At 67.5% G+C, this 23707-nt stretch carries 20 protein-coding genes; 5 read left to right on the forward strand and 15 right to left on the reverse strand.

The window, feature by feature from the left end; all coding sequences use genetic code 11:
• Window position 1: 1 nt before the first annotated feature.
• Window positions 2-805: an MBL fold metallo-hydrolase gene (locus tag ABD231_RS20030; protein WP_344153882.1), complete on the forward strand. Its 804-nt coding sequence runs from the start codon at window positions 2-4 to the stop codon at window positions 803-805.
• Here ABD231_RS20030 and ABD231_RS20035 read toward each other — a convergent pair.
• The 4 genes from ABD231_RS20035 to ABD231_RS20050 all read right to left on the reverse strand — a co-directional run bounded on the left by ABD231_RS20035 (window position 802) and on the right by ABD231_RS20050 (window position 4435).
• Complete coding sequence (locus ABD231_RS20035; RefSeq protein ID WP_344153885.1) at window positions 802-2046, reverse strand: NAD(P)/FAD-dependent oxidoreductase; 1245 nt, start codon at window positions 2044-2046, stop codon at window positions 802-804. The genes ABD231_RS20030 and ABD231_RS20035 overlap by 4 nt on opposite strands.
• Window positions 2047-2101: 55 nt before the next feature.
• Window positions 2102-3334 carry a deoxyguanosinetriphosphate triphosphohydrolase gene (locus ABD231_RS20040; protein ID WP_344153887.1) on the reverse strand — a complete coding sequence of 411 codons (1233 nt, stop codon included), beginning with the start codon at window positions 3332-3334 and terminating at the stop codon, window positions 2102-2104.
• 33 nt (window positions 3335-3367) lie between these two features.
• Window positions 3368-3745, reverse strand: a complete 378-nt coding sequence (locus ABD231_RS20045) for a nuclear transport factor 2 family protein (protein WP_344153889.1) — start codon at window positions 3743-3745, stop codon at window positions 3368-3370.
• 78 nt (window positions 3746-3823) lie between these two features.
• Window positions 3824-4435 (reverse strand): RibD family protein, encoded by a 612-nt coding sequence (locus ABD231_RS20050; protein WP_344153891.1) that lies wholly within the window; start codon window positions 4433-4435, stop codon window positions 3824-3826.
• Between the two features lie 74 nt (window positions 4436-4509).
• On the opposite strand from ABD231_RS20050, the gene ABD231_RS20055 reads away from it, so the two are divergent.
• Entirely contained in the window at window positions 4510-5064 is a 555-nt protein-coding gene (locus ABD231_RS20055; protein WP_344153893.1) for a helix-turn-helix domain-containing protein, read from the forward strand.
• Between the two features lie 137 nt (window positions 5065-5201).
• The gene (locus ABD231_RS20060) at window positions 5202-6464 is read left to right on the forward strand and encodes an MFS transporter (protein WP_344153896.1); all 1263 of its coding nucleotides are present in this window, start codon (window positions 5202-5204) and stop codon (window positions 6462-6464) included.
• On the opposite strand, the gene ABD231_RS20065 is transcribed toward ABD231_RS20060, so the two are convergent.
• A complete protein-coding gene (locus ABD231_RS20065) occupies window positions 6398-7924 on the reverse strand; it encodes a helix-turn-helix domain-containing protein (protein WP_344153899.1) in 1527 nt (508 codons plus the stop codon). The genes ABD231_RS20060 and ABD231_RS20065 overlap by 67 nt on opposite strands.
• 161 nt (window positions 7925-8085) lie before the next feature.
• Here ABD231_RS20065 and ABD231_RS20070 point away from each other — a divergent pair, with 161 nt between their 5' ends.
• Window positions 8086-9306 carry a hypothetical protein gene (locus tag ABD231_RS20070; RefSeq protein WP_344153902.1) on the forward strand — a complete coding sequence of 407 codons (1221 nt, stop codon included), beginning with the start codon at window positions 8086-8088 and terminating at the stop codon, window positions 9304-9306.
• A 15-nt stretch (window positions 9307-9321) separates the two neighbouring features.
• Here the strand turns inward: ABD231_RS20070 and ABD231_RS20075 are convergent, their stop codons facing one another.
• The 4 genes from ABD231_RS20075 to ppdK form a co-directional block, all read right to left on the reverse strand.
• Window positions 9322-9597: a YciI family protein gene (locus ABD231_RS20075; RefSeq protein WP_344153905.1), complete on the reverse strand. Its 276-nt coding sequence runs from the start codon at window positions 9595-9597 to the stop codon at window positions 9322-9324.
• A gap of 136 nt (window positions 9598-9733) precedes the next feature.
• Window positions 9734-10540: a methyltransferase domain-containing protein gene (locus ABD231_RS20080; RefSeq protein ID WP_344153908.1), complete on the reverse strand. Its 807-nt coding sequence runs from the start codon at window positions 10538-10540 to the stop codon at window positions 9734-9736.
• Window positions 10537-11637, reverse strand: coding sequence for a Fic family protein (locus ABD231_RS20085; protein WP_344153911.1), 1101 nt, complete (start codon window positions 11635-11637; stop codon window positions 10537-10539). Before ABD231_RS20085 ends, ABD231_RS20080 begins: the two co-directional genes overlap by 4 nt.
• Window positions 11638-11787: 150 nt before the next feature.
• On the reverse strand, window positions 11788-14442 hold the full coding sequence (gene ppdK, locus ABD231_RS20090) for a pyruvate, phosphate dikinase (protein WP_344153914.1): 2655 nt from the start codon (window positions 14440-14442) through the stop codon (window positions 11788-11790).
• 276 nt (window positions 14443-14718) lie between these two features.
• Here ppdK and ABD231_RS20095 point away from each other — a divergent pair, with 276 nt between their 5' ends.
• Window positions 14719-15666, forward strand: a complete 948-nt coding sequence (locus ABD231_RS20095; protein ID WP_344153917.1) for a TroA family protein — start codon at window positions 14719-14721, stop codon at window positions 15664-15666.
• Between the two features lie 721 nt (window positions 15667-16387).
• On the opposite strand, the gene ABD231_RS20100 is transcribed toward ABD231_RS20095, so the two are convergent.
• From ABD231_RS20100 to ABD231_RS20125, 6 genes are read right to left on the reverse strand one after another with little or no spacing between them, the layout of a single operon-like run.
• Window positions 16388-18352 (reverse strand): vWA domain-containing protein, encoded by a 1965-nt coding sequence (locus tag ABD231_RS20100; protein WP_344153919.1) that lies wholly within the window; start codon window positions 18350-18352, stop codon window positions 16388-16390.
• Window positions 18352-19749 (reverse strand): sigma 54-interacting transcriptional regulator, encoded by a 1398-nt coding sequence (locus ABD231_RS20105; RefSeq protein ID WP_344153921.1) that lies wholly within the window; start codon window positions 19747-19749, stop codon window positions 18352-18354. Before ABD231_RS20105 ends, ABD231_RS20100 begins: the two co-directional genes overlap by 1 nt.
• Window positions 19750-19793: 44 nt before the next feature.
• The gene (locus ABD231_RS20110; RefSeq protein WP_344153924.1) at window positions 19794-21071 is read right to left on the reverse strand and encodes a serine hydrolase domain-containing protein; all 1278 of its coding nucleotides are present in this window, start codon (window positions 21069-21071) and stop codon (window positions 19794-19796) included.
• Between the two features lie 10 nt (window positions 21072-21081).
• Window positions 21082-21792, reverse strand: a complete 711-nt coding sequence (locus ABD231_RS20115) for a Clp protease N-terminal domain-containing protein (protein WP_344153927.1) — start codon at window positions 21790-21792, stop codon at window positions 21082-21084.
• A gap of 51 nt (window positions 21793-21843) precedes the next feature.
• The gene (locus ABD231_RS20120) at window positions 21844-23112 is read right to left on the reverse strand and encodes a serine/threonine protein kinase (protein ID WP_344153930.1); all 1269 of its coding nucleotides are present in this window, start codon (window positions 23110-23112) and stop codon (window positions 21844-21846) included.
• 10 nt (window positions 23113-23122) lie between these two features.
• Window positions 23123-23650, reverse strand: a complete 528-nt coding sequence (locus ABD231_RS20125) for a hypothetical protein (RefSeq protein WP_344153933.1) — start codon at window positions 23648-23650, stop codon at window positions 23123-23125.
• Window positions 23651-23707 lie beyond the last annotated feature (57 nt).

A 23707-nucleotide genomic window follows, 5' to 3' on the forward strand; every position in this document is an offset into this window, starting at 1 on the left:
CATGCGTTTCGTTTCAGGTGGCCAGCTACACGCGCGCTTCGCATTCGGCGACCTGCAAGTGGTCTCCCTGTACGACGGCTATATCGACATGCCGCCGACGCGGCTGCGAGACGAGAGTGGGAACTCGCTCGCAGTGGTCCCCGACACCGTTCCGCTTGCCGAGGGCAACTTGCGGCTGCCGGTCAACGCCTTCTACCTCACCGACGGCACGCGTTCGCTGCTGATCGACACCGGCGCATCCGACGCCTTGGGCCCCACGATGGGTTTGCTGTACGACGCGTTGACCGAAGCTGGTATCGAGCGCGCCGACATCACCGATGTCGCCATCACCCATCGCCACGGGGATCACGTCCACGGCCTGATCGCGCCGGATGGTTCAGAGGCGTTCCCCCAGCTGCAAACCGTGTGGATCGGAGCCGGCGACACCGCGGTGTTCACCGGCCGACTCGAGCCGATCCGCGATCGCGCCGTACCGATCGAAGACATGGTCGCCATCAACGACTGGGTCACGGCTGTACCGGCTCCTGGCCACACGCCAGGTCACACCATCTACGACGTCCGCAGCAGCGCCGGACAGCTCCTGGTCTGGGGCGACACCGTGCACGTCCCGTCACTGCAGTTCGACCAACCGCACATCGCGTGGGAATTCGACGGCGACCAGTCTGAGGCACGTACGACGCGCGCCGCCCTGCTCGAACAGCTCAGTGAGCCCGACCGCTTCGTGGCCGGCGCGCATCTGGACTCACCCGGTGTCGCCCGGGTGACGCGCGCCGACCGCGGCTACGCAGTGGAGTACCTGGCTTAGACCTCGGACAGTGCGATCGAGGGGTCGGCCAGGCGGGTCGGATCGACCTGCTGGCCGGACTTGATCAGGTCGCGAACGCCGCCGATGCCGTCGTCCCAGAGGTTGACGTGCATACCGGCCAGCACGTGCTGGTCGTCGTCGAGCCAGAAGGCCATGTAGGCACCCGACTTCGGGTCGCCGCGCAGGACGACGTGGTACGACGTGCCGTGCGGGATGTCGCCGACGTACTCCATGCCGAGGTCGAACTGGTCGGTGAAGAAGTACGGGATCGCGTCGTGCGTCACGTCCTCACCGAGCATCGCCTTCGCGGCAGCTGCGCCACTGTCCTTCGCGTTCTGCCAGTGCTCGACGCGGACCGGACGGCCGAAGAACGGGTGATCCCAGCGCGCCACATCGCCAGCGGCGTACACGTCCTCAGCCGAGGTCCGCAGGTCTGGGCCGGTCACGATGCCGGAACCGGCCTCGCGGGTGGCGACCTCGATCCCGGCTTCCGCGGCAAGCTCGGTATTCGGCTGCACGCCGACGCCGACCACCACCAGGTCGGCCGGGAGCACCTCGCCGCCGGAGATCCGTACGCCGGTCACCTTGTCGGTGCCCTCGAAACCCTCGACCGTCGTACCGAAGCGGAGCTCGACACCGTGCTCGCGGTGGAACTCGGCGTACAGCTCACCGACCTTCTCCCCCATCACCGAGGCCAGCGCGGTCGACTGCGGCTCGACCACGGTCACCTCGCAGCCGCGTTCCTTCGCAGCCGATGCAGCCTCCAGACCGATCCAGCCGGCCCCGACCACGACCACGCGCGGGGTCGCGGCGTACGCATCCGTCAGCGCCTGCGACTGCGCCGCCGTCCGCAGGTAGTGGATCCCCTCGAGATCCCCACCCGGTACGTCGAGCTTTCGAACCCTGCTCCCGGTCGCGATCAGCAGCTTCCCGTAGGACTGCGTCGAACCGTCGTCCAGGGTGACCGTATGCGCGGCACTGTCGATCGCGGTCACGGTCGTCCCGAGCCGGAGCTCGACCGAGTTGTCGTCGTACCACTGCTGGTCGTGCAACTGCGCGGACTCCGTCCCCTTCTTGGCGAGCAAGACGTCCTTGGACAGCGGGGGTCGCTCGTACGGCAGCTCGGTCTCGCTGCCGATCAGCACAATGCCGCCGGACCAGCCCTCCTCTCGCAGGGTCTTGGCCGCGGTCGCTCCCGCGAGGCTCGCACCAACGATGACGATGGGCTCTGCAGCAGTCATGTCACCGACCTTAGCCCTGTGTCACCAGGGTGTCGCGCCAGGCTCCCCGCCGTTGTCAGGCCGGCCGCACCAGGTCCGCATGCCAGGCGACGGCGGATGGGTCCGTCAGGGATGCGACCTGGTCGATGATGACGCGCAGGCGCGCCTTATCGTCCGCGGCCTCGTGCCAGTCGGCGCGCAGCGGGGCATCGAGGTGAGTGGGTCCGGTCTTCCACAACGCGTCGGCGAGCTCGGTGAGCATCTCGCGCTGGATGGCACGCCGGGCCTGCCGCTCCGGCGAATTCAGCACGTGGAACATGCCGACACCCTTGAGCAGCCCGATCTCGACCCGAACCCCATCCGGTACGACGAGATCCGCCTCGTACCGAATCAGCCGCGAGCGCCCGAACACCGCATGGGTCGCCTGCTCGGCCGACGTCACGAACCGGCCGATCAGCTGACTGGTCAGGTCCTTCAGCCCACCGAGCGCGCGTCTGCTGTCGTCGAAAACCCCGCTGGGCCAGTAGTTCAGCCCGGTCAACCGCCGCCAGCCCTCGTCCAGCTCCGCATCGGTTGCCTCCGGCAAATACATCTGCCGGACGGTCTCCCAGTACGGCGCTCGGTCCGCATCGACCGCGGCCAGGTCGATGTGGTGCGCGACGATCCCGTCCTCGACGTCGTGCACCGAATACGCGACGTCGTCGGCGAAGTCCATCACCTGCGCCTCGAGACACTGCCGCTCGCCGACGCCTTGCCGCAACCACCCGAAGACGGCGAGATCATCGTCGTACACGCCGAACTTGCGCACGCCCGCGCGGCGGGGCCACGGGTACTTGGTCGCGGCGTCGAGGGTCGCGCGGCTGAGGTTGAGCCCGACACTGCGCCCGGCCGGGTCGAACGTCTTCGACTCCAGCCGGGTCAGCAACCGCAGCGTCTGCGCATTCCCCTCGAAACCACCGATCTCGGCGGCGAGCTGATCGAGCGCCCGCTCACCGTTGTGCCCGAACGGCGGATGCCCGAGGTCGTGCGACAGACAGGCCGCATCCACGATGTCAGGATCGCAGCCGAGCGTGGAGGCCAGCTCACGCCCGATCTGCGCAACCTCGAGGCTGTGGGTCAGCCGGTTGCGGACGAAGTCGTCACTGCCGGCGGTGGCGACCTGAGTCTTGGCCGCCAACCGCCGCAGCGCGGCACTGTGCAACACCCGGGCACGGTCGCGCGCGAACGCCGTCCGGCCCGGTCGCTTCACCGGCTCCGCGACCCACCGCTCGGCGTCGTGCTCGTCATACCACTCGTGCTGCTTCCTCATCACCGCTCACAGTAACGGTGTCCATGGACAGTTTTAGCCCCAACCGCCTTGCACCATCGACTGGAACTTCCAGTCCCCGGCCACCTTCACCAGCAGATCGCCGTACCGGATCGGTTGGGTGTTGCCGTCATACGTCATGGTCCCGTCGGTGATCACGAAGACCAGGTCCTCGGACAGGAAGTGCGGCGTCCTGGTCGTGTCGAACGAGACATCACCGCCGCCGCCCATCACCTGTTCCATCTGCGCCAGGTACGCAGCCCGGTCGAGCTGGACGGCGCTCCCGTTTCCCTTGCCGTCGTCGGTGACCTCGTTCAGCGGGAACAGCGCCAGGTCCGCCATCCCCTCGTAATCACGCGCCGCCGCCAACGCGTCGTACCGCTCGAACCACTCCCGCACACTCGCCTCTGACAAGATCCGTCTCCCCTTCACTAAACTACGTACACTGTACCCAGTTTAACGGCGCACGCAAACCTTTTGTTCCCGAAGGGCTCAGGAGACGCAGTAGCGCGACCAGACAACCCCGCCGGCGAACACCTCCGTCCCCGCATGCTCCAGCCGTACGCCGGTCGTCCCACACCACGGTTGTCCCGCGCCGACGATCACCGGATGGACGAGCAGCGCCAGCTCATCCACCAGCCCCAACTCGAGCAGTACGGCGATCAGTTCGCCCCCGGACTCGACCCGAACCACCCGCGCACCGCGCTCCCCCAGCCGATCCAGCACCTCCTCCAGATCCACCTGCTCATACCCGGCCACGAGCTCCCGAGTCGTCGCATCCGGAGGACGAGCCGGCGTCTGGTCGGCGTACAACGCAAGTACGTCAGACCAATGCCCGAGCGCCCGCAAGGCATCCCACTCCCGAATCCGCCCCCGCCCGTCCACCACCGCCAGCAGCGGTCCCGCACCCCGAGCACCCGACTCGGCGCTCCGCTGGGCCGCTCGCAGCATGCTCTCCTGGGCGAGGATCGTGTCGGCGCCGACGAGCGTCACGTCCTCCTGCCACAACGTCGCCATCGCGTAGTACCGCGCCAGGTCCGCGTCGAACCCGGCGGTCCGCCCGTCCAGCGAGACCGCCACCTGAGCCACCACATGAGGCCGCATACCCGAACGCTAGAAGTCGTCACCGACAGTTTCCGGTATTGCAGAGACTTCTCTGCAGAGGCTACTCTGCAATCATGCGACGCATCGACGCCCGGAGCCTGCGCGGACTCGCCCACCCGATGCGGATGAACATCCTCGAGGCGATCGAGGTCGACGGCCCCGCCACCTCGACCACGCTCGCCACCCGGCTCGGCGAGAACACCGGCACGATCAGCTGGCACCTGCGCCTACTCGCCGAACACGGCTACCTCGAGGAGGACACCGAACGCGGCAACAAACGCGAGCGCTGGTGGCGCATCCCGCAAGGCGCGACCGTCCTAGACCCCGCCGAGTTCCGCGACGACCCCGAAACCAGCGGCCCCCTCCGCGTCTACCTGAGCCACCTCGTCGAGCGCTACTTCAGCCGCGTCCGCAAGTACGTCGACGAGAACTGGCCCGGCGAATGGCAGTCCGCCGCCTCCCTCTCCGACTGGCGCGACCTCCGCCTAACCCCCACCCAACTCCAAGCCATGAACGACGACCTGGCAGCAGTCATCGACCGCTACATAGCCCTCGAACCCGACGCCGACAACGCCGAACGCGTCATCGTCCAACTCCAGTCCTTCCCCCACCGCCCGGAACACCCATGACCCGCCCCACGACGTCCGAACAACCCGCAGGCCCGTTCTCCGGATCATCGGACGCTAGCGAGCACTCCCCCACAACGTCCGAAGAACCCGCAGGGCCGGTCTCCGGATCGTCGGACGTTAGCGGGAGGGGGAGTTTGTTGGGGCGGGATCGGGACTTTCGGTGGTTGTGGACTGGGGAGACGGTTAGTCGGTTTGGGAGTGCGGTGTCGAGTGTCGCGTTGCCGTTGGTGGCGATCGCGCGGCTGGAGGCGAGTACGTTCGAGGTCGGGGTGCTGACAGCGGCGGCTTGGGCGCCTTGGCTGGTGATCGGATTGCCGGTCGGGGCGTGGATCGATCGGCGGCATCGGCGGCCGCTGATGGTCGGGGCCTCGCTCGTGTCGCTCGTCTTGTTGACCGCGGTCCCGGTTGCGGCGTTTGCCGGGGTGCTGACGATTCAGCTGCTGCTCGCGGTTGCGCTCCTGACTGGCGCGGCTGCGGTTGTCTTTCAGACGGCGTACACGGCTTATCTACCGACAATGCTCGACCCCGCAGATCACGCGGAGGGCAACGCGAAACTGCACGGGAGCGCCTCGGCGGCACAGATCGCCGGGATGGGCTGCGGCGGTTTGATCGTCCAGTACGCCGGCGCGACCAACGCGCTGTTCGTCGACGCAGCGACGTTCGCGGTCGCCGCCTGCTGCGTGACCGCGATCCGATTCCGCGAGCGCCGTACGACGGCCTCTCGCAGAGCCGGCGCGATCCGCGAGGGGATCGTCCTCGTCGCGCACGACGTCTGGTTGCGAACCCTGACGATCTTCGGCGCCACCTCGAACCTCGCCCTGATGGGCTACCAAGCCATCATCGTGGTCTTCCTCGTCCGCACAGTCGGCCTGACCCCGGGCACAGTCGGCGTACTGGTCGCAGCCGGGGCCAGCGGCGGTGTCGTCGGCGCCTTCATCGGCCGCCGACTGGCCAAGCGCTTCGGAACCGCACGAGCACTCCTGCTCTGCGAGCTCGGCCTACCGACACTCGCCCTACTGATCCCGCTAGCCCACCTCACGCCGGCGCTCTACGTGATCGGCGCCTTCGGAGTCGGCGCGGGCGTGGTCGGCGGCAACGTCGTGAAGTCGACGTTCCTACAGTCGTACTGGCCGCCCGAACTGCTCGGCCGCCTGACCGCGACCACGTCGTTCGTGAACTACGGGACGATCCCGCTCGGCGCACTCCTCGGCGGCAGCCTGGCCTCATGGCTCGGCCTCGAAACCGCGCTGTGGATCACCACAGCCGGGGTCCCGCTGGCCGGAACAGTGCTGTTGATATCACCGATCCGGCGCCAGCGGGAACTACCCACAGATCAGATGTCGCGGAACGTCTCGATCTGCGCGCCCAGCGAGTTGAGCCGGGTCGCGAGGTCCTCGTAGCCGCGGTTGATCACGTAGACGCTGCGCAGAACCGACGTACCCTTCGCAGCCATCATCGCGATCAGCGTGACCACAGCAGGGCGCAGCGCCGGCGGGCACATGATCTCGGCGCCGGACCAGTGCGTCGGGCCCTCGACCATGACGCGGTGCGGGTCGAGCAGCTTGACCCGGCCGCCGAGCTTGTTCAGGTCGGTCAGGTAGATCGCGCGGTTCTCGTAGACCCAGTCGTGGATCAGGGTCTGACCGGTCGCCGACGCCGCGATCACCGCGAAGAACGGCAGGTTGTCGATGTTGAGGCCCGGGAACGGCATCGGGTGGATCTTGTCGATCGGCGCGTGCAGCTGCGACGGACGGGTGGTCAGGTCGACCAGCCGGGTCCGGCCGTTCTCAGCGAGGTACTCGTCGCTGCGGCTGTAGTCCAGACCCATCTCCTCGAGCAGCGCGAGCTCGATCTCGAGGAACTCGACCGGCGCCCGGCGGATGGTGATCTCGGAGCCGGTGACGATCGCCGCGGTGAGCAGGCTCATCGCCTCGATCGGGTCCTCGGACGGCGCGTAGTCGACGTCCACGTCGATCTCCGCCTTGCCGTGCACGGTCAGCGTGGTGGACCCGACGCCGTCGACCTTCACACCGAGCAGTTCGAGGTAGAAGCAGAGGTCCTGAACCATGTAGTTCGAGCTGGCGTTGCGGATGACGGTGACCCCGTCGACCCGGGCCGCCGCCATCAGCGCGTTCTCGGTGACGGTGTCGCCGCGCTCGGTCAGCACGATCGGCTTGGTCGGCGTGACCGCCCGGTTCACGATCGCGTGGTACTCACCGGCGGTCGCCTTCACCTCCAGACCGAACGGCCGCAGCGCCGTCATGTGCGGTTCGACGGTCCGCGTGCCGAGGTCGCAACCACCGGCGTACGGGAGCTGGAAGGTGTCTTCGCGGTGCAGTATCGGGCCGAGGAACATGATGATCGAGCGGGTACGGCGGGCCGCGGCGGCGTCCATGGCCCCGAGATCCAGGTGCGCCGGCGGGACGATCTCCAGATCGCCGGCGTCGTTCAGCCAGGTGGTCTTCACGCCGATCGAGTTGAGCACCTCGAGCAGGCGGTTGACCTCTTCGATCCGCGCCACCTTGCGCAGGGTCGTCCGGCCCTTGTTCAGCAGACTCGCGCAGAGCAGCGCGACTCCGGCGTTCTTCGACGACTTCACATCGATGGATCCGGACAATCTCAGACCACCGACGACACGAAGGTGGACCGGACCGCCACCGAGAGAGACAATTTCGGAGTCGAGTGCCTCGCCGATCCGGGCGAGCATCTCGAGGGTGAGGTTCTGATGACCCTTTTCGATCCTGTTCACCGCGCTCTGGCTGGTGTTCAGTACTTCCGCGAGCTGCGACTGGGTCCAGCCGCGGTGCTTACGGGCGTCCCGGATGAGATTGCCGATCCGGCTCAGGTAGTCATCGGTCATGCGCCGGACCTTATCTCACATGTGAGATACCTCTGCACCGACCCGCCGTTGGCAGCGTAGCGAACGTCACTTCGCCGCCGGTCACCGCCCCCTGGCCCTTCGTGGGCTCCGCGCCGCCTACACTTACCCAACTCCCGCCGCCATCCGGAGAGGACCAACACATGCAGGACGACACCTCCGCGGTGGTGAACGAGTTCGAGGCGGAGGCCTGGCCGCTGGAGGCAGCGGCCGACAGTCTGCACCAGGTCATCGACGGCTTCCAGGACGGCGACACCCGGCCGCTGGTGATCGGTGACGGCGACCAGCCGGTGCTGGTCGTGCTCGCGATCGCCGACCTGGCCGACTTCCGGTCCCGGGTCGCCGAGCTGCTCGGCAACCCGGTCGACGCCGGCTGGCTGCGCTACTTCCTGCGCTCGAACTTCGACATGAGTTCGGAGCGGCTGATCGAGCTGCTCGGGGTCGACGCCGACCACGGACTGTCCTCACTGGCCAGCCAGGTGAACGTCGAGCAGGCGGCAATCCTGATGCCGGACCACTTACGTCGTACCGAGGCCGGCGGGAACCCGCTGATGCTGATCGGTGACGGGATGATGGCGACCGCGGCGCTGCTCGCGTTCCCGGCGTTCCAGGTGCTGCTCGCGATGGACGGCGGCAATACGGTCGAGGACGACTCCTGCGCGCATGACGATGACGACGACGGCAGGCCGACCACTCCGCTCGAGGTGCTGGCCGAGCGGCTCGGGCCGATCTCGACCCAGCTCGTCGCGCAGATCAACGCCGGTCGTGAGCCTGGGCTGCCGGCGTACGAGCTGCACTTCGAGGACGACCTGATCGACCACCTGCGCGACCTCGAAACGATGGCGCAGAAGTCACCGGGCAGCGATGCCTATGTCGAGCTGAACGATCTGCTGCACCAGTTCGACGAGATGCGCAGCGGACAGGTCGACGTCGACGACAACGAGCCGGACGAAGCGCCGTACCTGGAGGCGACCGATCTGCAGGCCGCGCTGTCGGACCTGCGCGACAACTTCCGCAGCGGCGTCGAGGACCCCTACCTGATCGGGTACGACGGTCGCCCGCTGGCCGGCCTGATCACCTTCGACCTGTACGAGGAGCTGCAGCAGGTCTCGGTCGAGCTCGACGGCACCGACGAAGCACCGGTGCTACCGCTCCCCCAGCCGCGCTGGGAGAACGGGCCACCGGTGCTGATCTTCGAAGCCGCGATCGCGGTCTGCGAAGCCGTCGTCCAGGACATCCAGAACGGCGAGGGCTCGATGATCTTCATCGGCGACGAGGACGGCGATCCTGAGCTCGTCCTCGCCCCGCTGGTCTGGCTCTGGGCCTATGTCGACCACCTCAACCTCGAAGGTGCTGAGGTCTAGAACCGTCTGGAACTCTCAGAACTCGAACAGCGGCTGCCACTCGGTGAGCAGCGCGAGCTGGTAGACCTCTGCCGGGGTGTACGGGTCCTTGGCGAGGATGTCGCGGAGCTCCGCCTCGTCGGCGACGTTGTACACCAGGAGTGCGCCGGTCTGGTCGGTGAAGGGTCCGGCGGCTACCAGCTTGCCGGCTTGTTTGAGCTCGGTCAGGTACTCCCGATGGGCCGGACGGACCGCCAGCCGCTCATCGGTCTCGGCGAGGTCGAACTGCAGCTGCACCACGAAAAAGGCCATACCCCGCACCCTACAACGAGGGGGGATACGGCCTTGTGTACAACAAGATTTGGTGCGGGAGAGGGAATCACGAGCCGCCACAGCGGCTGGTTCGAGTCAGACCCGAAAGTCGACGGTGAATTCCCTTCCCGCCCGGTTATCTTGACTGGTCGGCGGCGTCCAACGCAAGGGGTTGGTTAAGAGAAACTGCAGCAGAAAGTTGAGTCAGGTAACGCTTCGTGACGGTACCGCCGTCCGCTTCGATGAGAGCGCGGACACAGTCGTACAGACCGTCACGCCGGTCCGCTGTCAAGGCCCGATGACCTGAGTACGACGACAAAAGTTCGACGTACTCGGCGGTCGAGTAGACCACTTCCCACGCGTACCGCCGGAACCGCACCGGCCCGAACAAACCGGACGCGTCGAACTCACTCGAGTCCTCCAGTACGGCGCTCGCCGCCGGCAGCCCGCCTTTCTCTGGATCGTCGGTGAACCGGTCGTAGCACCGCTGCACGTCGACGAAGAACTGCTCACTCCCGCCGGCGATGTGATGCGTCGACACGACAGCCAGTACGCCGCCCGGTCGCAGCACCCGCGCACACCGCCGTACCCGAGTCGCGGGGTCGAGCCAATGGAACGCAGTCGCCGACAACACGAGATCGAACGTCGGCTCGGGCAACTCCCAGGTGTCGAAGTCCGCCACGATGATGTCGGCCGCCGGCAGATTCCGCCGCGCGACTGCGGCAAGCTCCGCACCCAACTCGACCGCGGTGATCGACCACCCACGCCTGACCATCGGCCGAGTCGCCTGGCCGGTGCCGGGTCCGATTTCCAGAACACTGGGTTTGGTGGAACTCAACACTTCAGCGAGGTCGTCGTACAGCTGCTCCGGATATCCCGGGCGGACGCGGTCGTAGAGTTCGGCGTCTTCGGTGAAGGTCTGGCGTAGCAACTCCCGGCTCACTGTCGACCCAGGTATGGGCTGATGAGGGTCGTGGGTGTGCTGGCGACATCCAAAACCGACTGCGGGAAGCGGGAGCCCGGGATGTAGTAGCGAGCTCGCGTACGCCCGACGGGCTGAAGGAGTTGGGCAGCGACGAGATCGCGAAGGTCTCGCTGGGCCTGTTGCAGGTTGAGGCCCTCAGCATGTTCGTATCGGGACCGCCGGACTCGGCCGGCCATGGCCACGTCGTGCAAGGCAGTCACCATCCGCTCATCCAGTCCGGCGCTTTCGGCATGGCCTGCGAGGGCCTCCCAGACTCGTCCGGATCGGTCGAGCCGGTTCTGGACGGTCTGAGCTTGCTGGTGGTACGCGGTGAGGTTGAACCGCATCCAGCTCGAGACGTCCTGGTCGGGTAAGTACTCACTGCCTCGGCTGTTCAGCTCGCGGTAGTACTCCCAGGTATTGCCCGGGCGCCCGAGCCAACTCTCGATCGAGGAGAACTCCGGAGCCAGCACGCCTTCCCGAGCAATCAGAAGTGTCTGCAGCGAGCGAGACATCCGGCCATTGCCGTCGGCCCAGGGATGGATGGAGACCAGGTGCAGATGCGCCATCGCGGCTCGCACCAACGGATGTGCACCATCCTCGGCGTTGAGCCAGTCAACGAATTCCTGGATCAAGCCCGGAACCTGCTTGGCATCGGGCGCGGTATAGGCGGCGATGCTGGGGTCGCGGGCATCAGTCACGTAGACCGGGCCTCGCCGCCACTGCCCGGCCGGTTTGCGCGGGCCGTGGCGGTGCCCTTGCAGCATCCAGTGCAGGGCGTTGAGCAGACCTTTGCTGTAACTGAAGTCCTCCACATCGTGGAGGGTCTGGATGTACGACATCATTCGCTGGTAGGCGAGGGTCTCCTCGCGATTCTCCTCCGAGACCTCCACATCCCGCTCACCCTCCATCAGGTCTTCGACATCGACCGTGGCCACCTTGAAACCCTCGATGGAGTTCGACGCGGCCACAGCGTCCGCGGTGAGGAACTTCCGCAGTCCGGCGGTCCACTTCGAGGGGCTCGCGTGCACCTGGTGCCGAAGGGCATCACGCATGCGCCCGATGTCCTCGAGCACGCGATGATCCTCAGGCGTGAGGGTAGGTGTGGGATACAGCACGAAGGCAATAATAGAATGACGTAATCATTACGTCAATCCGTCGCTCGCCACTGCCCACTACTTCGGCAAGGCGCGTCCCCTGGCCGGGGACGCGCTGTGCGACGAGCGTCAGTCCAGCGCGGCGCGACCGGCCTCGAGGCGGGCGATCGGGACGCGGAAGGGCGAGCACGACACGTAGTCCAGGCCGACCTGGTGGAAGAAGTGGACGCTGTCCGGGTCGCCGCCGTGCTCGCCGCAGACACCGAGCTTCAGGTCCGGCTTGGTGGCGCGGCCGCGGTCGACGCCGGTGCGGACGAGCGCGCCGACACCCTCGACGTCGATCGACTCGAACGGCGAGACCGCGAAGATCCCCTTCTCCAGGTACCGCGTGAAGAACGAGCCCTCGACGTCGTCCCGGCTGAAGCCCCACGTGGTCTGGGTCAGGTCATTCGTCCCGAACGAGAAGAAGTCGGCCGCTTCCGCGATCTGGTCCGCGATCACCGCGGCGCGCGGGAGCTCGATCATCGTGCCGATCGGGATGCTCCACTCGACACCGACCTCGGCGAGCACGCGGCTCACCTCGTCGCGTGCCAGGTGCAGCTCCTGCACCGCGCCGACGAGCGGGATCATGATCTCCGGCCGCGGATCCTTGCCCTGGCTCTTCAGCTCGACCGCGGCACTCGCGATCGCGCGCACCTGCATCGCGAACAGACCGGGGATCACCAGCCCGAGCCGTACGCCGCGGAGTCCGAGCATCGGGTTCTGTTCGTGCAGCCGCTCGACCGCGGCGAGCAGCTTCGCGTCGCGGCCGGCGTCCTCGCCGCGCTCATTCGCGAGGGCGACCTTGACCGCGAGGTCCTCCATCGACGGCAGGAACTCGTGCAGCGGCGGGTCGATCAGCCGGATCGTCACCGGCTGCCCGTCCATCGCAGCCAGCAACTCGAGGAAGTCGCCACGCTGCAGCGGCTCAAGCTCGGCCAGCGCGGCTTCGCGCTCAGCGTCCTCGTCGGCCAGGATCAAACGCTCGACCGCCTCCCGCCGCTCACCCAGGAACATGTGCTCGGTCCGGCACAGACCGATGCCCTCGGCACCGAACCGCCGGGCCCGCGCGGCGTCGTCCGCGGTATCCGCGTTCGTCCGTACGCCGAGCCGTCGTACCTCATCGGCGTGGGTGATCAGCCGGTGCACCGACGCCACCAGTTCGTCACCGGCATCCGCGGCCAGCGAACCTTCGAAGTACTGGACGACCGGCGACGCGACCACCGGGACCTCACCGGCGAAGACCTCACCGGTGGTGCCGTCGATCGAGATCGTCGCGCCCGCTTCGAGGACCGTGCCGTTGACCTTGATGGTGCCCTGGGCAACATTCACGTCGAGCTCCTCGGCACCGCAGACACAGGTCTTGCCCATGCCACGCGCGACCACGGCCGCGTGCGAGGTCTTGCCGCCGCGGCTGGTCAGGATGCCCTGCGCCGCGATCATGCCGTGCAGGTCGTCCGGGTTCGTCTCCCGGCGGACCAGGATCACCTTCTCACCCTTGTCGGCTGCCTCGACCGCGGCGGCCGAGGTGAAGACCACCTTGCCCGAGGCGGCGCCCGGCGAAGCACCGATCGCCTTGGTGATCAGCTCCTTCTCCGCGTCCGCATCGAACCGCGGGAACATCAGCTGCGCGAGTTGCGCACCCTTCACCCGCTTCAGCGCCTCGTCGGTGTCGATCACACCTTCGTCGATCAGGCTGGTCGCGATCCGGAACGCAGCTGCCGCGGTCCGCTTGCCGACGCGGGTCTGCAGCATCCACAGCTTCCCGCGCTCGACCGTGAACTCGATGTCGCACAGATCGCGGTAGTGCCCCTCGAGCTTCTCCATGATCGCCATCAGTTCGTCGTACGACGTCTCGTCGATCTGCTCGAGATCCGCGAGCGGGACGGTGTTGCGGATGCCCGCGACCACGTCCTCGCCTTGCGCGTTCTGCAGGTAGTCGCCGTACACGCCGGGCTGGCCGGTCGAAGGGTCACGCGTGAAGCAGACACCGGTACCCGAATCCATGCCGAGGTTGCCGAACACCATCGAGCAGATGTTGACCGCCGTACCGAGGTCGGTGGCGATCCGCTCCTGGCGGCGGTAGAGGATCGCGCGGTCCGAGTTCCACGAGCCGAAGACGGCCTCGATCGCGAGGTCCATCTGAGCCCGCGGGTCCTGCGGGAACTCGCGGCCGGTGTGCTCATGCACGGCCTGCTTGAAGGTCTCGACGAGCGCCTTCAGATCGTCCGCGTCGAGGTCCAGGTCGTTGCGGGTGCCCTTGGCCTGCTTGGCCGCCTCGATGGCGTCCTCGAAGACATCGCCTTCCATGCCGAGCACTGTCTTGCCGAACATCTGGATCAGCCGGCGATACGCGTCCCACGCGAACCGGGGGTTACCCGACTGGTGCGCGAGACCGTTGACCGAGTCGTCGTTCAGGCCGACGTTCAGGACCGTTTCCATCATGCCCGGCATCGAGACCGCGGCACCGGAACGGACCGAGACCAGCAACGGGTCGTCCGCCTGCCCGAGCTTCTTGCCCATCTTCTGCTGCAGTACGTCGACGTGGTGGTCGATCTCGTCGGCCAGCTCCGCCGGCACCGAACCGGTGCTCAGATACGCCTTGCACGCCTCGGTGCTGATGATGAATCCGGGCGGTACCGGCAGGCCGAGGTTCGTCATCTCGGCGAGGTTCGCACCCTTGCCGCCGAGCAGCTCCTTCATGGTCTTGTTGCCTTCGGCGAAGTCGTAGACGAGTTTCGGCACGTTCACTCCCTGGGGTGCGGGTGCTGCTGCTGAGGCGCGGGGCGGTAGCCCGCTGGCCCCTCGACTTCACTGGCGTGGGCGTTCTTTCAGAGTAAGCCAGAAAACCAGTCCAGTTGAACACTGGTCTCACAATGGCAGCGTGACGCTCCCCACAGACCGAAGGCCGGAAACCCCTTACCTGGTTGACAACGCGAGACAATCGGCCTCTCCATCGATGAATCGCAACCGCTGCGTGCCAACCAGGTTTCGTCCAGGTTTCCCTCTACAGTCGCCGATGTGCGCATCGTCTCGCTCCTCCCCTCGGCCACCGAGATCTGCTTCGCCCTGGGCGCCGGTGATTCCGTGGTCGGCGTCACCTTCGAATGCGACTACCCCGCGGCCGCCCGAACCCGCCGCATCGTCTCCACCACCGCCCTCCCCGAAGGCCTGACCCCCGGCGAGATCGACACTGTCGTCCGAGCCCGAGTGGCGGCAGGCGAAGACCTCTACAAACTCGACGCCGGCGCCCTCCGAGACCTCAACCCAGACGTCGTCATCACCCAGGACCTCTGCGCGGTCTGCGCCCTGGACGTAGCCGACGTCGAGTCCGCCCTCAACTACCTAGGCTGCACAGCCGAGGTAGTCACCACCAACCCCCACACCCTCGCCGAAGTCCTCACGTCCATCGAGCAAATCGCCAAAGCCATCAACCGAGACGCAGGCCCCCTCCTCGCCAACCTCCATCACCGCCTTGCCCGGCAGCGCCGCCCAGGCCAGCCACCTCAGCCAGGGGAGCAGGCCTGCGATCACAACCCATGGCCGGAGCGGCGAGAGCCCGGCACCCACACCCTCGGCCGCATGACCGGCAAGCGGGTGGCGCTGCTCGAGTGGACAGACCCGCCGTACGCACCCGGACACTGGCTGCCGGAGCAGGTGGAGTTGGCCGGCGGAGTGAACGTGCTCGGTACGACGGGAGCCCGGTCGCACCCAGTCGAGTGGGACGCGCTCGCAACCGCCGAGGTGGTGATCGTCGCACCGTGCGGATTCGGCGTGGAGGCGGCCTACGAGCAGGCCGAAGCCCTGGTACGCGACAACCTCCTACCCGCCGGCTCCGAAGTCTGGGCAGTCGACTCCAACAGCTACTTCGCCCGCCCCGGCCCTCGCCTGATCGAAGGCATCGAACTCCTCACCCAAATCCTCACCAACCAATCCCCCACCCCCACCAAAGCCCGCCGCCTCCGCTAACCCCACCCGCCCCTCTCCCCCCGCCCCATCAATCACCATCTCCCCTACCCCCGTCCCCTCTCCCCCCGTTCCCCAACAACCCCACTGCTCTTTGTGCACCCCGCTCATCTTTGGGAACCCACCAACCACGCGGAGCTCGCGAAATTGACTGGTGGGTGCACAAAGATGGATCTCGTGCTCAAAGAGAAGGCGAGCCACCTTTGGGCAGGAGGTGGGCACGGGCAGCACCCCGCCGCATCCGCGGGAGTGGAGGGGGTGCACCCCCTCGCCCACTCTCCAGCGCCGCCCCGCCCGTACGTCGGCTCGGCGGCGGACCGCCATCACCCACCAACGTCGCCTCCCGCCAGCACCGCACGCTTGATTGCGCGGCCCGGATGCTCCATCCCGAGGGTTACTGGGTGATGGGAGTCCGGACCCGCGGGCCATCACAACTGGCCGCGGCCGCTGGGGTCAGGCGGGGAGGGGGCACCGGGCGTGCAGTTGTGATGCAGCCTGGGTCCGGACCGCAGGCACTCGTCAGCGTTGGCGATGGGGGACCGGACGCAGGTCGCACACCGGGTGGCAGCATCGCCGACGGTGGTTGATCAGCGACTGGGGTTCCGGGGCGGGCGCGGCATGCGAACGCGCCCGCCGAGTTGGCGGGCGCGGGTGTGGTGGGACGGCAAATCGAGGTGGGCAGCGGGTGGGGAGGCTGGAGCGCGGAGAGCGGGTGGGGTGTGGGTTAGAGGGTGCGGCGGGTTCTTAGGTAGTCGGTTACTACGGCGGCGCCTAGGCCGTCCAGGTCGGGGGCCAGGACTCGGCCGCCGCTGCGGCGGGCCAGGAGGTTGACGAAGGCGTTGAGGCGCGGGTCGTCGCCCAGGCGGAAGACCGTCAACGACGCGCCTAGTTTGGCTAGGCGGTCGACTTCGAAGATGGTTTTGCGGAGGGTGGCTGGTTCGGGTGGGTAGGAGAATTCGGCGGTGCCGTCGGGTTCCAGGTGGGCCGTGGGTTCGCCGTCGGTGACCATGAGGACTACTGGTTGGGCGTCGGGGTGGCGGCGGAGGTGGCGGCCGGCCAGCAACAGAGCGTGGTGGGCGTTGGTGCCTTGTTCCCAGGTGCCTTCTAGGCCTATCAGCTGCGGTAGCTCGACTACGGTTGCGTGGCGGCCGAAGGTGATGAGTTGGAGGGCGTCGTTGCGGTAGCGGGTGGAGATCAGTTGGTGGAGGGCCAGGGCGGTTCGCTTCATCGGTAGCCAGCGGTTCTCTTGCACCATCGACCACGAGGTGTCGACCAGCAGCGCGACCGCCGCCCGAGCCCGATGCTCGGTCTCGGCGATCTCCACGTCGGCCACGTCCAGTCGCACGGATCCGCGTCGACCAGAGCCAGCAGTCCGCAGTACGGCGTTGCGCACCGTCCGCGACACGTCCCATGGCTGGGTGTCGCCGAACTGCCATGGCCGGCTCGACCCGCTCAACTCACCAGCAGCACCAGCGTTCGCCGCGTCCCGCTCACCGGAACCACGAGCAGACCGCAGTACGTCGGCCAGTGCCGTCTGACCCAACTGTCGCAGCGCCTTCGGGGACAACTGCAGTGAGCCGTCCGGTGCGCGCTCCAGCAAACCCTGGTCGCGCAACTGCCGCTCGAGCTCGCTCAACCGCCGAGTATCAACCGTCGCCTCATCACCCAGCTGCCGCGTGAGTGCATCCAGATCGATGTCCTCCAGCCGCGCACCCGGATACGACTGCGACAGCTGCTCGGCCAACGCGTCCAGCTCAGCCAGATCCGACATCGCCCGCGCACCTTCAGCCAGACCGAGCGGATCGTCACCACTCATCTGCGCCGAACCCGACCAGTCCTCACCCGGCCGCAACGACTGCAGCTGCGAGTCCAACTGCGCCAACTGCTGAGCCAACTGCGGACTACCGAAAGCCTGCTGCGACAACTCAGCCAGCTCGGCCCGCTGCTCCGGCGTCATCGAGTTCAGCATCCGTTGCGCCGCGGCCGCCCGGGCAGCCAGTACGTCGATCAGCTCCTCGACCGTCCGCGGATTCTCCGGAAAGAACTCCCCGTGCTTGGCCATGAACTGTTCAAAGAGCTGAGGCACATCCGGCCGCCCCTGCGCATGCGCAGCCAGCAACGCGTTCAGATCGCCGAGCATCTCGTTGATCCGCTCGACGTCCTCCGGCGTCGTCTGCTGCAACGCGTCCTTCATGCCCTCGAACCGAGACCCGAGCAACTCCCGCCCGAGCAGTTCGCGGATCTCCTCGTACTTCGCGCGCCCCTCCGACGACTGCCAGTCGTACGACGCCAGCTCCCGTACGGCGGCCGCCGTACCAGAAGGCAGTGCGTCGAGCTGTGCCTCCCGGAATCGCGCATCGTCGGACGGATTCGGGAACAGCTCACGCCGCTCCGCCTCAAGAGCTTCGTCCAGCAACCGCTGCACATCGCGAAGCGTGCCGTCGAGGTTGTGCCGCCGCTGGATCTCCCGGCGGCGCTCCCACAGCCGCCGGGTCAGGTCGTCCAGACCCTGCGTCCGCTGCGTACCGCGCCGGAGCAACTCCTCCAGCGCGGATCGCGGCGAGGACCCGTTCATCACGTCGCGGCCGATCTCGTCGAGCGCGTCCCGCAGATCCACCGGTGGCGCCAGTGGATCCGGCCCGTCGTGCCACGGCCCGTAGGACCAGCCTTCAGGAATGGAAGCAGTCATCAGACTCCGTAGACGGTCGTGTCGTCGTCGGCGTCCTTGGCGACTCGCTTGGACAGGTAGAGCGCCTCCAGCGCGAGCTCGATCGCCGCCGCGATCCGCCCCGGAGACTCGTCGGCCTCGACCCCGGCCCGGGCCGCGACGTCGTGCAGCACCGGAAGCTCGGGCAGCGCGGCCAGCACGTCCTTGCCGGGCACCCGCTCACCGGTGGTCACAAGGTTGCCGTCAGCAACGGCTTGCGCGAGCGGCGCCAGGTCGAGACCGGCGAACCGCTCCCGTGCGGTGTCGGCGACCGAGCGGCGCAGCAGGTACTCGAGCAGCTCGATCTCGCGCCCCTCCTCCCCCGGCTCGAACTCCAGCTTGCCTCGCAGTACGGCGGGGACCGCGTCGAGGTCGACCGGACGGGCCACCGCCGGCTCCTCACCGGTGATCGCACTGCGCCGCAACGCCGCCGCGGCAATCGTCTCCGCCGCAGCCACCGCGAACCGGGCCGAAACCCCCGACCGTTGATCGATGGCCGGCGACTCCCGCAGGTGCCGGACGAATCGCGCCAGCACCTCCAGCAACGGCTCCCCGACCTCGGCCGTGAAGTGCGCCTCCTGCCGGATCACGTCCACCTCGGCGTCGATGTCGAGCGGGTAGTGCGTCCGCACCTCCGCACCGAACCGGTCCTTCAGCGGCGTGATGATCCGGCCGCGGTTCGTGTAGTCCTCCGGGTTGGCCGTTGCCACCAGCAACACGTCGAGCGGCAGCCGCAGCGTGTACCCGCGGACCTGGATGTCGCGCTCCTCCATCACGTTCAGCAACGCGACCTGGATCCGCTCGGCCAGGTCGGGCAGCTCGTTGACCGCCACGATCCCGCGGTGCGATCGCGGTACCAGCCCGAAGTGAATGGTCTCCGGGTCGCCGAGGCTGCGGCCCTCGGCAACCTTCACCGGGTCGACATCACCGATCAGGTCGCCGACCGACGTGTCGGGGGTCGCCAGCTTCTCGGCGTACCGGAGGCTGCGGTGCAGCCACGCCACCGGCAGCTCGTCGCCGAGCTCGGCCGCGCGCCGGATCGACGCAGGCGTGATCGGCTCGAGGGGGTGCTCGGGCAGCTCGGCGCCGTCGATCACGGGGGTCCACTCGTCGAGCAGGCCGACCATGGTGCGCAGCAGCCGGGTCTTGCCCTGGCCGCGCTCACCCAGCAGTACGACGTCGTGCCCCGCGAGCAGGGCACGCTCCAATTGCGGAATCACCGTCCGGGTGAATCCGACGATGCCGGGCCAGGGATCACGCCCGGCCCGGAGTTCTTTCAGCAGGTTGTCACGGAGCTCGGCCTTGACTGACCGAGGCAGATAGCCGGCGGCCCGAAGGTCACCAGCCGTACGAGGAAGTTCAGCAGGTGCACTGGTCACGTCACGACGTTAGCTCGGTCACCCCAAAAGTCGAGGGCCTTATCTCACCGTTTGGGTGTGTACCGGTCTGCGCTGCGGACATGCGTCGCGGCGAAGATCACCGGCACCCACGGGTGCTGTGCGGACTCGCGGGTGACGAAGTGGTTGCCGTCGTCGGGTGCGGCGGGGCGGAGTTCGTCCTCGGCGAGCGGCTTCTCGGTGAACGCGAGGCGGTCGCCGGTCGCCCGGTAAATCATGCCGAGGTGCCCGTCGGGACGCCGTACGACCTCGATCTCGACGGAGGCGCGGGCGTAGGTGCCGAGGTGGCGGTCATCGGTCGGTACGTCGATGGGTTCGGGGCGCGGCGGGTGTCCGACGCCGGTGTGGTGGGTGAAGACCTCGGAGGCGATCGCCTCAAAGAGTGAGGTGCCGGCGCTGGAGTTGGTGAGCAGGCAGACCACGACGCGGGCTTCGGGGTCGATGCGCAGGAACGCCTGCTGGCCGATCGTCGTACCGTCGTGGCCGAACAGGCTGCGGCCGGACCAGTTGTAGAGGCGCCAGCACAGGCCGATGTCGACCGTGCCGCCGGAGCCGCTGGTGGTCAGTCCGTGCGGCTCGCGCATGGCTTCGTACCGGTCTGTCAGGTGCGAGCGGGCGAAGGCGAGCAGGTCGCCTGCGGTCGAGGCGATGAGGCCGGCTGGGCCGATGCTGCGTGGGAGCTGCCAGGTTTCCACCGGTGTGCCTTCTGGCGCTTTGTGGCCGACCGCGGCTCGGTGGAGGATCGCTTCTTCGGGGAGGGTGACGGTCTTCTTCAGGCCGAGCGGGTCGGTCAGGCGGGCGCGGAGGGAGGCGTCCCAGGTGCGGTTGTCGAGGACCTCGATGATGCGGCCGAGGACGACATAGCCTGCATTGCAGTAGGAGTACGCCGTACCGGGCTCGAAGAGGAGCTCGACATCGGCCAGGAGGGCGACGTACCGCTGGACGCAGTCGTCGCCGCGGCCGGTGTCGGTGAAGACGTCGCCGTCGATACCGCTGGTGTGCGTGAGCAGGTGCCGGACGGTGATCCGCGGGTCGATCGGTGCTTCCGGCAACACCTTGACGACCGCATCGTCGAGGTCGAGCCGGCCCTCTTCGGCGAGCTGGACGATCATCGTCGCGGTCCACGTCTTGCTGATCGAACCGAGGTGGAACAGCGAGTCGGCGGTGGTTTCGACGCCGGTCGCGACGTTCAGGACGCCGTACGGCGTGATCGTCGTTTCGCCGTCGGCCCAGATGCCGAGCACTGCGCCCGGTACCGAGGCCGCCTCCGCCAACTCACTCAACCGCGCAGACCAGTCAGGCATGCGCCCCAACCTACTTGGCCAGCTGATCCAGCAAACCGCGGATGTCCCGCAGAGCGGTGTCCTCGTCCAGGCCCTGCTCGATCAGGATCTTCGTGGCGATACCGCCGGTGTCGCGGTAGAACGAGAGCAGCAGGTGCTCGGTGCCGACGTAGTTGTGCCCGAGGGTCAGCGCGGACGCGACCGCACCTTGTAGGACATGCGTCGCACCACGCGTGTACGGCGGGTCGTCTGCGTCGATCGGCTTCGGCGGGGGCGTTGTCTCGACCGGGCTGACGAGTTCAACCGCCTCATGCAGTTTCTGCTCGGTGAGACCGCGCCCGACGAGCACCTGGGTAGCCAGCGCCGCCGGCTGCGTGAAGAACGCGAGGAGCAGATGCTCCGCCCCGACGAAGTGCTGGTTCCGCCCGTTGGCCACGTCGACCGCAGCCTGTACGACGGCCGTCGTACGGGGCGTGAAGCGGTCGAGTGACTTGGTGCCGAACGAGTCCGCGAACCGCTTGTGCGCCGCCTGCTTACTCACCCCGAGCACCGAACTGATCTCGACCCACGACTTGCCCGCACCACGAGCCCGATCCACGAAGAACCCGAGCGCCGCGTCCCCGGTGCTGGTCAGCTCACTGATGGTCGACGCCGCAGTCGCAAGCTGCAGAAGCTCGTCGTCACTACCGGTGTCGTCCTTGATGGTGTTGATGAGTTGCTGAAGATCCGGTCCAGGAGTCATGCGTCAACCCTAGGTTGACAGCCTTCGGTGCGTCAACCCCGGGTTGACGACCTAGCAGCTATGCCGCACGTACTCCGTCAACGACCACCCGGTCCGCCCGTCCGGCAACCGCACATGCACCCACGTCTCCCCGTCCCGCTGCTCGATCGGCGTCAACCGATCCCCCCGATAAACAGTCGCCACCACCGCCCGACTCCGCGGCGCATCCCGAACCGTCGCATCCTGAGCACAAACCGTCAGCTGCTCAACTGTCCCTTCGCCCCTCCCCAGCACCATCACCGCAGCAACCCCAACCCCAACCACAGCCACACCAGCAGCCGCCACCCCCACAAGCCGCCGCCGGCTCCACCCCGATCCCACTCCTCCCTCTCGCTCGCCAACCATGCGGCCGACAAGCCGAGTGCCGAGCCCTCGCCGCTCCGGCCGTCTGTTGTGATCCCCAGCCCACCTCCGTGGCTGGGGTGGTTGGCTGGTCGCCGCACCTCCCGCGGCTGCGCGGAGGGCGGTGGCGAAGGCGGCAGCGGTGGGGTGGCGGTCGGCTGGGTGTTTGGACATGGCTTGGCGGATTACTTCGTCGTACTGGGTGTTGGTGGTGGGCGGCGGGAGCATCGCGACGGCGTAGGCGAGTTCGGGGAGGGTTCGACGCTCGTACGGGCGGCGGCCGGTGAGTAGGGCGTAGAGGGTGCCGCCTAGGGCGTAGACGTCGGTGGCTGGGGTGACGGGGTCGCCGCGCCACTGTTCGGGCGCCATGTACGCAACGGTTCCGGCCATTGAGCCCAGGGACGGGCCGGACGGCGTACCGCTGTGCAACCACGCATCACCACTCAGATCCAACCCCGTGGTCGACTCCAGGCTGGCCAGCTGACGGGCTACGCCGAAGTCGGCGACCAGGGGGCGGCCGTTGTCGAGGATGATGTTGGCTGGTTTGAGGTCGCGATGGATGACGCCAGCCCGGTGTACGGCGTCAACTGCATCCGCCACGTCGGCGAGGAGTTCGACGGCACGCTCGACCGGCAGTGGACCCTCAGAGTCCAGCAGGTGTTGGAGATCTGGCCCACTGAGTCGGTCCATCACCAGCCAGGCCTGGTCGCGTTCACCGCCGACCTCGTGCACGCGAACGACACCCGGGTGCACGACAGCTTCCGCCAACTGGGCCTCGCGGCGCAGGCGGTCACGGTATTGCGGGTCGACCAGCTCCGGATGCACGACTTTGACCGCGACAGACCCCCCATCGGCCAGCCGGACCCCCGCGTACACCACCCCTGTCGCACCCGCACCCAGCGGCTCCGCCAGGCGGTAGCCAGGTACTTCGACGATCACGGCACGCACACTAACCCGCACTGTCTGCTTCCGGAAGGGATTCTGCTGCCAGGTCCACCAGGGTCTCGAGTTGTGTCAGCTCAGCAAGCACTTTCCGTCGGAACCGCGGCAGGTTGCCGGGCTCCGCACGCAACGGCGACAACAGCTGCCGTACGGCGCGGCCAAGCGAATCATCAGCCGCGTCTTCGGCAACCGGTAGCAGCTCACGCGCCTCGGCCAACGACTGGCTGAGCAGCTTCAACCGGATCGGCTCCTCGAGCAACAATGCCGCGACCCGCAGTATCCGCCGGCCCGCCTTCAGCGCAAGCTCGGGGCTGATCGGCTGCGCCGGGGAATCCCGCTGCGACCGGACCACGTCGATCCAGGGCTCGATCGTCGTACCGCGCCAGATCGGGCCGGACGACAGTTCGCCGTCGGGTTCCGGGATGCCGTGGCTGCGGCGGCGGCGCCAGGCCGTGACGAGCTGGCGGTTCAGGCCGAGTGCGTCCGCGATCTCGGCGATGCCGTAGAAAGCCTTGCGTTCCGCCCGAGCGCCCATCGGCTCACTGTATCCAGTGATGACAGCCATTGCCATCTTGGGCGACACGATTTACCG

Origin of the sequence: Kribbella yunnanensis, from assembly GCF_039529655.1 — a bacterium.
GTDB lineage: Bacteria > Actinomycetota > Actinomycetes > Propionibacteriales > Kribbellaceae > Kribbella > Kribbella yunnanensis.